Origin of the sequence: Comamonas granuli NBRC 101663 (genome assembly GCF_000739995.1) — a bacterium.
GTDB lineage: Bacteria > Pseudomonadota > Gammaproteobacteria > Burkholderiales > Burkholderiaceae_C > Simplicispira > Simplicispira granuli.
This window is the reverse complement of sequence record NZ_BBJX01000004.1, coordinates 285,205-298,038: the sequence shown is the minus strand read 5'-3', so window position 1 is coordinate 298,038 and position 12,834 is coordinate 285,205. Positions and strand designations below refer to the sequence as shown.

General features: G+C 69.3%; 12 protein-coding genes. 7 read left to right on the top strand and 5 right to left on the bottom strand.

Annotation, left to right across the window (positions count from 1 at the left end; all coding sequences use genetic code 11):
- Positions 1-21 precede the first annotated feature (21 nt).
- The 5 genes from lptF to CGR01S_RS04710 are packed head-to-tail and all read left to right on the top strand — an operon-like array spanning position 22 to position 4,778.
- Positions 22-1,119: an LPS export ABC transporter permease LptF gene (lptF, locus tag CGR01S_RS04730; RefSeq protein WP_042422992.1), complete on the top strand. Its 1,098-nt coding sequence runs from the start codon at positions 22-24 to the stop codon at positions 1,117-1,119.
- On the top strand, positions 1,116-2,225 hold the full coding sequence (lptG, locus tag CGR01S_RS04725; RefSeq protein WP_042422990.1) for an LPS export ABC transporter permease LptG: 1,110 nt from the start codon (positions 1,116-1,118) through the stop codon (positions 2,223-2,225). The genes lptF and lptG overlap by 4 nt, the downstream gene beginning before the upstream one ends.
- A gap of 3 nt (positions 2,226-2,228) precedes the next feature.
- The gene (locus tag CGR01S_RS04720) at positions 2,229-2,615 is read left to right on the top strand and encodes a sirohydrochlorin chelatase (RefSeq protein ID WP_042422988.1); all 387 of its coding nucleotides are present in this window, start codon (positions 2,229-2,231) and stop codon (positions 2,613-2,615) included.
- A gap of 48 nt (positions 2,616-2,663) precedes the next feature.
- Positions 2,664-3,605: a CysB family HTH-type transcriptional regulator gene (locus CGR01S_RS04715; RefSeq protein WP_042422986.1), complete on the top strand. Its 942-nt coding sequence runs from the start codon at positions 2,664-2,666 to the stop codon at positions 3,603-3,605.
- Between the two features lie 15 nt (positions 3,606-3,620).
- Positions 3,621-4,778, top strand: coding sequence for a pyridoxal phosphate-dependent aminotransferase (locus CGR01S_RS04710; RefSeq protein ID WP_042422984.1), 1,158 nt, complete (start codon positions 3,621-3,623; stop codon positions 4,776-4,778).
- 1 nt (position 4,779) lies between these two features.
- Here the strand turns inward: CGR01S_RS04710 and CGR01S_RS04705 are convergent, their stop codons facing one another.
- From CGR01S_RS04705 to CGR01S_RS04695, 3 genes are all read right to left on the bottom strand, one after another.
- The gene (locus CGR01S_RS04705) at positions 4,780-5,637 is read right to left on the bottom strand and encodes a YbgC/FadM family acyl-CoA thioesterase (protein ID WP_042422981.1); all 858 of its coding nucleotides are present in this window, start codon (positions 5,635-5,637) and stop codon (positions 4,780-4,782) included.
- Between the two features lie 7 nt (positions 5,638-5,644).
- Complete coding sequence (locus CGR01S_RS04700; protein WP_084690573.1) at positions 5,645-6,565, bottom strand: alpha/beta hydrolase; 921 nt, start codon at positions 6,563-6,565, stop codon at positions 5,645-5,647.
- 65 nt (positions 6,566-6,630) lie between these two features.
- A complete protein-coding gene (locus tag CGR01S_RS04695; RefSeq protein WP_042422977.1) occupies positions 6,631-7,500 on the bottom strand; it encodes a 2-keto-4-pentenoate hydratase in 870 nt (289 codons plus the stop codon).
- 75 nt (positions 7,501-7,575) lie between these two features.
- Here CGR01S_RS04695 and gbd point away from each other — a divergent pair, with 75 nt between their 5' ends.
- A complete protein-coding gene (gbd, locus tag CGR01S_RS04690; protein ID WP_042422975.1) occupies positions 7,576-8,712 on the top strand; it encodes a 4-hydroxybutyrate dehydrogenase in 1,137 nt (378 codons plus the stop codon).
- Positions 8,713-8,740: 28 nt separating this feature from the next.
- On the opposite strand, the gene CGR01S_RS04685 is transcribed toward gbd, so the two are convergent.
- Together CGR01S_RS04685 and CGR01S_RS04680 are read right to left on the bottom strand one after the other, a co-directional pair.
- Complete coding sequence (locus tag CGR01S_RS04685) at positions 8,741-9,616, bottom strand: HDOD domain-containing protein (protein ID WP_084690558.1); 876 nt, start codon at positions 9,614-9,616, stop codon at positions 8,741-8,743.
- A 41-nt stretch (positions 9,617-9,657) separates the two neighbouring features.
- Positions 9,658-12,042: a Tex family protein gene (locus tag CGR01S_RS04680; RefSeq protein ID WP_042422971.1), complete on the bottom strand. Its 2,385-nt coding sequence runs from the start codon at positions 12,040-12,042 to the stop codon at positions 9,658-9,660.
- On the opposite strand from CGR01S_RS04680, the gene CGR01S_RS04675 reads away from it, so the two are divergent.
- Complete coding sequence (locus tag CGR01S_RS04675) at positions 12,041-12,754, top strand: Lcl C-terminal domain-containing protein (RefSeq protein ID WP_245616751.1); 714 nt, start codon at positions 12,041-12,043, stop codon at positions 12,752-12,754. The genes CGR01S_RS04680 and CGR01S_RS04675 overlap by 2 nt on opposite strands.
- The last annotated feature ends 80 nt before the right edge of the window (positions 12,755-12,834 follow it).

Here is a 12,834-nt window from a genome sequence, read left to right as displayed (position 1 = left end):
CGGGCCTGCCGGGTTCAGCCGATGTTATTCGATTCGTCCATCCGCAAAGAGCTTGCGCGCAGCTTCGGCGCCACCCTGGTCGTGCTCGTCACCGTGGTCATGACCATGATGCTCATCCGCACCATGGGCCAGGCCGCGCGCGGCAATGTGAGCCCCTCGGACGTGATGCTGGTCATGGGTTTCACGGTGCTCGGGCAGTTGCCCACCATCCTGAGCCTGAGCCTGTTCGTCGCCATCGTGGGCACGCTCTCGCGCATGTACCGCGACAGCGAAATGGTCATCTGGTTCGCTAGCGGGCGCGGGCTCTCCAGCCTGCTGCCACCCCTGCTGCGCTTTGGCTGGCCGGTGATGCTGGCCGTGGCCGTGCTGTCCGTGGGCGTGTGGCCCTGGGCCAATCGGCAGATCCTGGAGCTGCGCGTGCAGTACGAGCAGCGCAGCGACATAGACCGCATCAGCCCCGGCGAATTCCAGGAATCGGCCAACGGCCGCCGGGTGTTCTTCATCGACAAGGACAGCCCCGACCCGCAATCGGCGAGCAATGTGTTCATCATGACCACCGACGAGCAGGGCGAAACCGTGACCTCGGCGCGCAGCGCACGCTTGGAGGTGCGCGGGGGCGAGCGTATGCTGCTGCTCAGCCAGGGCCAGCGCCTGGAGACACGGCACGACCGCACGGGCACGCGGCTGAGCCAGTTCGACGAATACAGCACGCGCATCGGCGATGCGCCGGCGGGAGCGACCGACGAGTCCCAGGCCAAGACGCGCAGCACGCTGCGCCTGCTCGAAGACCCGCAGCCCGTCTACCTGGCGGAACTGGGCTGGCGCCTGGGCCTGGCGCTGGCCGCCTTCAACCTGGTGCTGCTGGCACTGGGCCTGGTGAGCGTGAACCCGCGCGCCAGCCGCAGCGGCAACCTCATGCTCGCACTGTTCACCTTCATCGTGTACTACAACTTCATGACCCTGGGCCAGGGCTGGGTGGCCTCCGGCAGGCTGGGCCTGGGCACCTACATGGGCCTGCTGCATGGCAGCATGCTGCTGCTGGGCGCCTGCGTGCTGGCGGCGCGCCACAACCAGTGGAGCCTGGCCGGGCTGCTGCGCACGCGGGGGGCCGGGGCATGAAGACGCTGCGCCGATTCGTGCACCGCGAAGTGCTGGGTGCGGTGGCCTTCGTCACCCTGGGGTTCCTGGCACTGTTCTTTTTCTTCGACCTGGTCGATGAGCTGCGCTGGGTCGGCCGCAGCGCCTCGCCGGGCTACGGCATCTCGCTGGCGGTGCTCTACGTGGGCCTGAGCATTCCCAGCCACCTCTACGAGCTGCTGCCCATCACGGTGCTGATCGGCACCATCTTCGTCATGGCGCGGCTGGCGCAGAGCTCCGAGTTCACCATCATGCGCACCAGCGGCCTGGGGCCGGGCCGCGCCCTCAAGATGCTGCTCACCCTGGGCCTGGGCTTCGTGCTGCTCACCTTTGCCGTGGGCGACTACATCGCCCCGCTGAGCGACAGGGCGGCGCAGTTCGTCAAGGCGCGCGCGCAGGGGCGGCTCACGACGGGGGCCACCGGCGCATGGCTCAAGGAGCGCCGCGAGGACCACTCCTATGCCGTGAACGTGCGCGCCCTGGCTAACGATGGCACCATGCAGGACGTGCGCATCATCGAATTCGACCGCCAAGGGCATCTGGCCGCGCAGATCCACGCCGAGCGTGCACAGTTCGGCCCCACCGGCCACTGGACGCTGCTGCAGGCGCGGCGCAGCAGCTTCCTCACTCCGGGCGGCGAACAGGCGCCGGCCGTCGTGCAGGAGCAATGGGCCGAGACGGCCTGGCCCACCAGCATCAGCGCCGACATGGTGGCGGCCGCCGTGCTCAAACCCGACCGCATGGCCACCATCGACCTGTTCCAGTACATCAACCACCTCAAGAACAACGGCCAGGCGGCGCAGAAGTACGAAATCGAGTTCTGGCGCAAGGTGTTCTACCCCTTGAGCTGCCTGGTCATGGTGGTCCTGGCCCTGCCCTTTGCCTACCTGCATTTCCGCTCGGGGTCGATTGCCGCCTACGTGTTCGGCGGCGTCATGGCGGGCATCAGCTTCTTCCTGCTCAACAACCTGTTCGGCTTTGCAGGCAACCTGCAGAAGTGGTCGCCGTGGCTCACGGCGGCGGCGCCGGGCATCATCTACTCCCTTGCTTCACTGGCCGCATTCACCTGGCTGGTCTTGCGGCGCTGACCTATGCACACCACCACCTCCGCCCCCCGCGGCGTCATCCTGTTTGCCCATGGCTCGCGCGATCCGCTCTGGAGCGCACCCATCGAGGCCGTAGGCCGCTACATCCAGCAGCACCACGGCACCGCCATTGCCGTGCGCTGCGCCTACCTGGAGCTCACGGCCCCCGACCTGCCCAGCGCGGTGCAGGACCTGGTCGATGGCGGCATACGACAGATCACCATCTGCCCCATGTTCCTGGGCGTCGGCCGGCACGCGCGCGAAGACCTGCCGGCCCTGGTGCAGGCGCTGCGCACGGCCCACCCGGACACCGACATCCAGGTGCAAAGCGCCATTGGCGAAGACCCGCGCATGGTGGCCCTGATGGCGTCGATTGCCTGCGAACCCCAGTGACTTAGATAAATGCAGCATAATGATGCAGTTCTTTAGCTGCATCTGGATATGAATCTGCACCAATTCCGCTTCGTCCAGGAAGCCGCGCGCCGCAACCTGAACCTGACCGAAGCCGCCAAGGCGCTGCACACTTCGCAGCCCGGGGTCTCCAAGGCCATCATCGAGCTGGAGGGCGAGCTGGGCGTGGAGATCTTCGCGCGCCACGGCAAGCGCCTCAAGCGCATCACCGAGCCCGGGCAGCATGTGCTCAAGAGCATCGAGCTCATCATGCGCGAGGTGGGCAACTTGAAGCGCATCGGCGAGCAGTACAGCGCCCAGGACACGGGCACGCTGTCCATCGCCACCACGCACACCCAGGCGCGCTACGTGCTGCCCCTGCCCGTGGCCCGGCTGCGCGAGGCCTACCCCAAGGTCAACATCAGCCTGCACCAGGCCACGCCGCACGAGGTGGCGCGCATGGTGATCGACGAGGTGGCCGAAATCGGCGTGGCCACGGAGTCGCTGGCCGACTACCCCGAGCTCGTCACCCTGCCCTGCTACGAATGGCAGCACGTGCTGGTGCTGCCCCACAGCCACCCGCTGGCGCAGAAGGAGCGCGTGAACCTGGACGACATCGCCCACGAGCCGCTCATCACCTACCACCCCTCGTTCACCGGCCGCGGCAAGATCGACGCCGCCTTTGCCGCGCGCCGCCTGCAGCCGCGCATCGTGCTCGAAGCCATCGACTCGGACGTGATCAAGACCTATGTGCGCCTGGGGCTGGGCATTGGCATCGTGGCCGAGATGGCCATGCGCGAGGACCCCATCGGCGACCTGCAGGTGCGCCCGCTGGGCCACCTGTTCGGCCAGAGCGTGGCGCGCGTGGCCTTGAAGCGCGGCGCCTACCTGCGCCACTTCGTGTTCCGCTTTGCCGAGCTGCTGAGCGACCGCCTGAGCCGCGACCTGGTGGCCCGTGCCATGAGCGGGCATGTCCATGACTACGAGCTTTGAATCCTTTTTTGCGCCATGACCGAACGCACCCCCGTCCTCACCAGCCGCCTGCCCACCGTGGGCACCACCATCTTCAGCGTCATGTCGGCCCTGGCCGCCAAGCACGGCGCGGTCAACCTGGGCCAGGGCTTCCCGGACTTCGACTGTGACAGCGCCCTCGTCGACGCCGTGCACCAGGCCATGCGTGCAGGCCACAACCAGTACCCGCCCATGCCCGGCGTGCCTGCATTGCGCCAGGCGGTTGCTACAAAAATCGAAGCTGCCAGCGCACGCCGGTATTGCCCAGATAACGAAATCACCATTACCGCCGGGGCCACCCAGGCGATTCTCACGGCCATCCTGGCCATCGTGCACCCGGGCGACGAGGTCATCGTGCTCGACCCCTGTTACGACAGCTATGTGCCCAACATCGCGCTGGCCGGCGGCAAGGCGGTGCGCGTGCCGCTCACGCCCGGGAGCTTTCGGCCCGACTTCACCAAAATCGCCGCCGCCATCGGCCCGCGCACGCGCGCCCTCATCATCAACAGCCCGCACAACCCCAGCGCCAGCGTCTGGAGCGAGGCCGACATGCTGGCGCTGCAGGAGCTGCTGGCGCCCACCGACGTGCTGCTCATCAGCGACGAGGTGTACGAGCACATGGTGTACGACGGCGCGCTGCACCAGAGCGCCGCACGCTTTGCCGGCCTGGCGGCGCGCGCCTTCATCGTCTCGAGCTTCGGCAAGACCTTCCACGTCACGGGCTGGAAGGTGGGCACCGTGGCCGCGCCTGCGCCGCTCACGGCCGAATTCCGCAAGGTGCACCAGTTCAACGTGTTCACGGTGAACACGCCCATGCAGCACGGCCTGGCCGCCTACCTGCAGGACCCCACGCCCTGGCAGCAGTTGCCCGCCTTCTACCAGGCCAAGCGCGACCTGTTCCGCCAGGGGCTGGAGGGATCGCGCCTCAAGCTGCTGCCCAGCAGCGGCAGCTACTTCCAGTGCGTGGACATCTCGGCCGTGAGCGATCTGAGCGAAGCCGACTTCTGCCAGTGGCTCACGCGCGAGATCGGCGTGGCGGCCATTCCGCTGTCGGCCTTCTACGGCGACGGCTTCGACCAGCGCGTGGTGCGCTTTTGCTACGCCAAGAAGGACGAGACCCTGCGCGCGGCCCTTGCACGCCTGCGCCGGCTCTGACTCACAGGGACCGCAGCATCGCCAGGTGGGCGATGCCTGCTTCCTGCCAGGGCTCGCCCTGGACCTGGTAGCCCGCCCCCTCATAGAAGCCGCGTGCCTGCACCTGGGCGTGCAGCAGCACCTGCCGGTCGCCGCGCGCACGGGCGGCGTCTTCGAGCGCGCGCAGCGCCTGCAAGCCCCAGCCGCCGCCGCGCAGCAGCCGGTCGACGGCCATGCGGCCGATGCGCCCGACGCCCGGGGCCTGCACCAGCAGCCGGCCCGTGGCGATGGGCATGCCCAGGCGGTTGGCGATCAGCACGTGCACGGCGTCCGGGTCGAGCGCATCGCGCTCGATGTCGGGGGCGATGCGCTGCTCCGCGACGAACACCGCCTCGCGCAGTTGCGCAGCCTCCGGGCCCAGGTCCTGCCAGGCGCCGCAACGCACCTGCACCATGGGCTCGCCCGCCTCGAAGGCCGCAAACACCGCGCGCAAGGCCTGCGGCACGGGCTTGGAGGTCTGCGTGGCCGGGTCGGCAAAGACATAGACCAGTTCGCCCGAGACCAGCAACTGCTCCCCGCGGAAGATGCCCGCCTCGAACAGCACCGAGGAATTGCCCACGCGCGCGCAGCGCACGCCGATGTCCAGCAGGTCGTCGAGCTGCGCCGAGGCGTGGTACTCCAGCGTCGCCTTCTTGACGTACATGTCGCCGCCCAGGGCCACCATGCTGGCCTCGTAGGGCAAGGCCAGGGCGCGCCAGTAGTCCATCATGGCGGTGTCCACGTACATCAGGTAGTGGGCGTTGAAGACGATTTTCTGCATGTCCACCTCGGCCCAGCGCACGCGCAGGCGGTGGAAGCAGCGGAAATCCGAACGTTGCATCGGTGGGTCACTCCAGATCAAAGGCGCGGCGCAGCGCGCTCGCGGCATGTTGGTGGGCCTGGCGCGCTTCGGGGATCACGCGGCCCATCTTGATGAATTCGTGCGTCACGCCGCGGTAGATCTCCAGGTCCACCGCCACGCCGGCCGCACGCAGCTTGTCGGCGTACTCAATGCCCTCGTCCACCAGCGGATCGCACTCGGCCAGCCCGATCCAGGCGGGGGCCACGCCCTCCAGGTCGGGGGCCAGCAGCGGGGCGAAGCGCCAGTCTTCGCGCTCGGCGCGTGCGGGTACGTAGTGGCCAAAAAACCAGGCGATGGCTTCGGCCTCCAGGACCAGGTCGCGGGCAAAGGTCTGGTGCGAGGCTGTGTCCTGGTGGGCCGTGGTGCCGGGGTAGATCAGCAGTTGCAGCGCCAGGCCCAGGCCGGCATCGCGCGCCAGGATGGCGTTCACCGCCGCCAGCGTACCTCCGGCGCTGTCACCGCCCACGGCCAGGCGGGTGCGGTCGCCGCCCAGGCGATCGGCGTGCGCGGCCAGCCAGGCCAGGGCGTCCCAGGCGTCGTTGCTGGCTGTGGGGAACGGGTGCTCGGGCGCCAGGCGGTAGTCCAGCGACACCACCATGCAGTCCGCCAGGCGCGCCAGCTCGCGGCACAGCACGTCGTGCGTGGCAATGCTGCCGATGGTGAACCCGCCGCCGTGCAGGTACAGCAGCAGGGGCAGGCCCGCGCCCGTGCGCGGGGCGTACAGGCGTGCGGGCAAGGCATGGCCGTCGCGGGCAGGAATGTGCAGGTCCTCCACCCGCGCCAGCACGGCGCGCGGCACTTCGAGCACGTCGGCCCCCGCGGCATAGGCGGCGCGCGCCTGCTCCGGGCTCAGGCTGTGCAGCGGCGGACGGCGGGCTCGGTGCATGCGCTCGAGCACGCCGCGCATCTGCGGCGTCAGGCGGGCGTGGTGGAGGTGCAACTGCGAATGGGAATCCACGGACGGCGCCTCCTTCACTTGAACTGCAGGCGCACGGGCTGTGCGCCGGGCAGGCCGTCATAGGTGGCGGTGACCGCCAGGCCGGGCTTGGGCGGCAGCAGGGGCGAGAACGACCCCAGGCTGATGAGCTCGCCCGGCTGCATGGCCAGGCCTTCCTGCGCCAGCGCCTGGGCCAGCCAGACCACGGCATTGAGCGGGTGCTCCAGGATGTCGCTGCCCTTGCCGCCGCCCAGCGCCGCGCCGCTGGCGTCGGTGAGGGTGACCTTCATGTCGCGCAGGGCGTCGAGCAGGGCATAGCGTTCGGCGCGCAGCACGGGCACCGGCAGCGGGGCGCCGGCCACACCCAGGCGCGCGCCCACGTTGATGGCGGCCACGCCCGCACCGTTGAGCTTCGGAGGCGCCTGCACCATGAGGTCGGGCAGCTCGACGAAGGGAATGACCTGGTCGATGGCTTCGAGCACCTCCAGGGGCGTGCGGGCCTGGTTGATGGCCGCGCTCTTGACGCGCACCAGCATGTCGGCCTCGTACAGGGGCCGGGCGCCAAAGGCGGCCTCCACGCTGGCGCCGCTCTGCAGCACCATGCCTTCGTAGAGCTTGCCCCACACGGGCTTGTCCGTGCCAAAGCGCTTTTGCACGGCCGGGTTGGTCAGGCCGGCCTTGTAGCCCACCACCTTGCCCAGGCGCGGCGCCAGCAGCGCGTTGACCTTGGCGCGCGTGCAGGCGCCGTCGGCGTCGCTCAGGCCCTCGGGGTTGGCCGCGGGCTGGCGCGAGAGGTAGTTGGCCACCAGGTCGGCGGCCTGCGCATCGCTCAGGCAGGCCGCGCCAGCATTTGTCGCAAAAGCGACGGACAGCGCCAGGGGGACAAGGGTGCGGGTCTTGGTCATGCGGGTCTCCGGGGTTAAAGTTGTTTGACCCAATCCTATCCGCAAGCGGGCAGCGGCGGCTGTCTCCCACAGGCCATGGCATTCATCTACTACGTCACCCAGATCCAGTTCGAGTACGGCGCCATCCAGCTGCTGAAGCAGGAGTGCGAGCGCGTGGGCATCACGCGCCCGCTGGTCGTCACCGACCCCGGCGTGAAGGCCGCCGGCGTGCTGCAAAAGGCGCTGGACGCCCTGCCCGGCATGGCCGTGGCGGTGTTCGACCAGACGCCCTCCAACCCCACCGAGGCCGCCGTGCGCGCCGCCGTCGCGGTCTACCAGGCCCAGGGCTGCGACGGCCTGATCGCCGTGGGCGGCGGCTCGGCCATCGACTGCGCCAAGGGCATTGCCATCGCCGCCACGCACGAGGGGCCGCTCACGCACTACGCCACCATCGAGGGCGGCTCGCCGCGCATCACTGCCGCCGCAGCGCCGCTCATCGCCGTGCCCACCACCAGCGGCACGGGCAGCGAGGTGGCGCGCGGCGCCATCATCATCGTGGATGACCACCGCAAGCTGGGCTTCCACTCCTGGAACCTGGTGCCCAAGGCGGCCATCTGCGACCCCGGGCTGACGCTGGGCCTGCCGCCGCTGCTCACGGCCGCCACCGGCATGGACGCCATCGCGCACTGCATGGAGACCTTCATGTCCGCCGCCTTCAACCCGCCGGCCGACGGCATCGCGCTGGACGGGCTGGAGCGCGGCTGGGCTGCCATCGAGCGCGCCACGCGCGACGGCAGCGACCGCGAGGCGCGCCTGAACATGATGAGCGCCAGCATGCAGGGCGCCATGGCCTTCCAGAAGGGCCTGGGCGCCGTGCACAGCCTGAGCCACAGCCTGGGCGGCGTGAACCCGCGCCTGCACCACGGCACGCTCAATGCCATGTTCCTGCCGGCCGTGGTGCGCTTCAACGCCGAATGCGAATCGGTGCGCAAGGACCGGCGCCTGGAGCGCATGGCCCACGCCATGGGCCTGGCCAGCGCCACCGACATCCCCGAGGCCATCCGCGACATGAACGCGCGCCTGGGCCTGCCCACGGGCCTGGCCGCCATGGGCGTGACCGAGGCGCTGTTCGACGACGTGATCAAGGGCGCGCTGGCCGACCACTGCCACAAGACCAACCCGCGTGTGGCCACGGCCGAGGAATACCGCGAACTGCTGGCGGCGTCGATGTAACGGCGCCGACCAGCGCCAGCTCCACCTCTCAGACCAGGTAGACGTTCAGTGAGTCGGCGTCGCTGCCGGAGCCATCGTCGCCATTACCATCGTCCACATCGGGCTTGGGGGTCCAGTCGATGGGGTCCTGGCGCAGCACCATGTCGATGTCCAGCCCCAGGGGCAGGCCCACCTGGTCGGGGAAGCTGACGACCATTTCCTTCTCGCCCATGCCCGCCTCGTGCGCGCGCACACGCCACACGGCCAGGTGCACCACGCCCGCCAGCGGCTCGTAGGCGCGGTTGTCGAAGGGGGCGTGCAGGTACTTGAGCGCATCGACCACGGACTCGGGCAATTGCCAGCGCTGGGCCAGTTGCGCGCTGACCTGGCTGTAGCAGTAGCCGAAGATGCGCGTCTCCAGCTTGCAGCGGCGCAGGTCCAGCGGCCCCACCAGTGTGTTGAGCGACTGCACGCGCTCGGGGTCGGCCAGGTGGATGAGCAGTTCGCCCATGCCGTGCAACAGCCCGGCGGTGTAGGCCGCGGGCTGGCTTTGCAGCACGCTGCCGGCAAGCGAGCGGGCGTACTTGGCCGTGGCCAGGCTGTAGCGCCAGAACTGCTGCAGATTCATGCCCGGGACGGAGCGCGAGGTCGTGCCCAGCGGCGCCGTTCCCACCAACTCGCGCAACTGCGCCGTGCCAAGCAGGGCCAGGGCCTCGGCGATGCCGGCGACACTGCGCGGCGCATCGAACGCGTCGGAATTGGCGCGCTCGAGCAGGCGCGCCGCCAGCGCCGGATCGGTGCCGAAGAGCTGGTTCACGCGCCGCAGGCTGGGCTCGTGGTGCGCCAGCTCGCTCATGAGCAGGGCCACCGCCTTGGGCATGCTGGGCAGGACGGCAGGCGTGGCCAGCAGGGCATTCAGATCCATGGAGGTGGCGCAGCAGCGGCGTGAAGTGGGCTGTGGCCTGATTATGAACGGTTCTTCGCTTGCTGCAATTTGGCAAAGGCCGAGGCCATGGCGCCCTGGGGCGCAGGTTCGTTGCCGCGGCGCGGGGGCTGGGCGTAACCGCGGCCCGCGCCCTCAAAGCGGTTCTCGCGCGGAGCATCACGGCGCGCGGGCGCGGCGTCGAGCTTCATGCTCAGGCTGATGCGCTTGCGCGCCACGTCCACCTCCAGCACCTTGACCTTGACGATGTCGCCGGTCTTGACCACCTCGCGCGCGTCGCCCACGAACTTGTGGCTGAGCTGGCTCACGTGCACCAGCCCGTCCTGGTGCACGCCCAGGTCCACAAAGGCGCCGAACTGGGCCACGTTGCTCACCGTGCCCTCCAGCACCATGCCCTCCTTGAGGTCGGCAATGTCTTCCACGCCCTCGTTGAAGCGCGCCACCTTGAAGTCGGGGCGCGGGTCGCGGCCGGGCTTTTCCAGCTCGCCCAGGATGTCGCGCACGGTGATCACACCGAACTTCTCGTTGGCGAACAGCTCGGGCTTGAGTGTCTTGAGCATCTCGGCGCGGCCCATGAGCTCGGCCACCGGCTTGCCGGTCTTTTCCATGATCTGCTCGACCACGGGGTAGGTCTCGGGGTGCACGCCGGTCATGTCCAGCGGGTTGTCGCCATCGCGAATGCGCAAAAAGCCCGCCGCCTGCTCGAAGGTCTTGGCGCCCAGGCCGCTGACCTCCATGAGCTGCTTGCGGTTCTTGAAGGCGCCGTGCTGCTCGCGCCAGCGCACCACGGCCTTGGCCACGCTGCCCGACAGGCCCGACACGCGCGCCAGCAGCGGCGCGCTGGCGGTGTTCAGGTCCACGCCCACGGAGTTCACGCAGTCCTCGACCACGGCGTCCAGCGTGCGCGCCAGCTCGCTCTGGTTCACGTCGTGCTGGTACTGGCCCACGCCGATGCTCTTGGGCTCGATCTTCACCAGCTCGGCCAGCGGGTCCTGCAGGCGGCGCGCAATGCTGGCGGCGCCGCGCAGGCTCACGTCCACGTCGGGCATTTCCTGGCTGGCGTACTCGCTGGCGGAATACACCGAAGCGCCGGCCTCACTCACCACTATCTTTTCAATAGCTGGTAGCGCTTGCCCCGCCTGGTCTACGGCCTGTTTTTGCATTAACTTGATCAGCTCGGCCGCCAGCTTGTCGGTCTCGCGGCTGGCGGTGCCGTTGCCGATGGCGATGAGCTGCACGCCATGCTTCATGCACAGGCGGCCCAGTGTGGCCAGGCTGCCGTCCCAGTCGCGGCGCGGCTCGTGCGGGTAGACGGTGGCGGTCTCCACCAGCTTGCCCGTGCGGTCCACCACGGCCACCTTCACGCCGGTGCGGATGCCGGGGTCCAGCCCCATCACGGCGCGCGGGCCGGCGGGCGCGGCCAGCAGCAGGTCGCGCAGGTTGTCGGCAAACACCTTGATGGCCACCTTCTCGGCCTCTTCGCGCAGGCGCGAGAACAGGTCGCGCTCGGTGGAGAGGCTGAGCTTCACGCGCCAGGTCCAGGCCACGCACTTGCGCAGCAGGTCGTCGCTCTTGCGGCCCTGGTGGCTCCAGCCCAGGTGCAGGGCGATCTTGCCCTCGGCGATGCTGGGCTGGCCCGGCTCGGGCTCCACGGGCAGCACCAGCTTGGCTTCCAGAATCTCCAGCGCGCGGCCGCGGAACACCGCCAGCGCGCGGTGCGAGGGCACGCGGCCGATGGGCTCGTCGTAGTCGAAGTAGTCGCGGAACTTGGCGACCTCGGGGTCGTTCTCGTTCTTGCCCTCCACCTTCTTGCTGCGCAAGAGCCCCTCGGCCCACAGCCATTCGCGCAGCGACTGCACCAGCACGGCGTCCTCGGCCCAGCGTTCGGACAGGATGTCGCGCACGCCGTCGAGCACGGCGACGGTGGTCGAAAAATCGGGCCCCGGCTTGCCGTCGTCAAGCAGGGTGGCGGGCTGGCAGAAGGCCTGGGCCTCGGCGTGCGGGTCCAGCGTGGGGTCGGCCAGCAGCTTGTCGGCCAGCGGCTCGATGCCGAACTCCTTGGCGATCTGGCCCTTGGTGCGGCGCTTTTGCTTGAAGGGCAGGTAGATGTCCTCCAGCTCCTGCTTGGTCGGCGCGGCGGCTATTTGCGCGCGGAGCTGGTCGGTGAGCTTGCCCTGCTCGTCGATGCTTTTCAGCACCGCCACGCGGCGGTCTTCGAGCTCGCGCAGGTAGGCCAGGCGCGCCTCCAACTCGCGCAGTTGCACGTCGTCGAGCCCGCCGGTGGCCTCCTTGCGGTAGCGCGCGATGAAGGGCACGGTGGCGCCGCCGTCGAGCAGTTCCACGGCGGCGCGGACCTGGGATTCGGTGATTTTGATTTCTGCAGCCAATTGGCCGATGATTCTCTGCATGGACCGTCGTCTGAAACACGAAGCGCGCGAGTTTGCCATAGCTGCCAGCGCGCATACCGAGGAGGCCGCCATGCCCGCACCCGCTCCCCTGCGCCCTGCCCCGCCCCGGCGGGCCCGGCATCTGCTGCTGGCCGGCGCGCTGCTGCTGGCCAGCACCCTGGCCCTGCCCCAGCCGCGCGAACCCGAGGACGATGCCGACGGCGACCGCCCCGCACCCGCCGCCGCGGAGCGCCTGGAGGTGTCGGCCGACGGCACGCTGGTGCTGGATGCGCGCGCCAAGGTGGCCTGGGCGCGCTGCCTGGAAGGCACGCACTGGAACGGCAAGACCTGCGCCGGGCTGCCGCTGCTGTTCGACCGCGCCGAAGCCCTGGCCGCCGCGCGTGCGCGCAGCGAAGCCGAGGGCGTGGCCTGGCGCCTGCCGCGCGCGCTGGAGCTGCGCCACCTGGTGCAGCGCCGTGCCACGCCGCCGGGGGTGGACCCGGCGCTGTTCCCGGCCGCGCCCGGCACCTGGCATTGGTCGGGCACCTCGCGCATCCACACCGGCGCCGTCAATATGTACGACTACGGCAGCGTGCAGCACGGCAGCGTGGGCGGCGTGACCAGCCGCATCGGCACGCGCCAGGGCTGGGCCGTGGACATGGGCAGCGGCGAGTCCAGCCCCGTGCACAAGGACAGCCGCCTGCCGCTGCGGCTCATACGCCCCTACCCTTGATTGCTATCTTATTGATAGCTGCTTGCGCTTGATGGATAAGCGCTGCAGCCATTTTTTGATGAAAACCCGCGGTATACCGG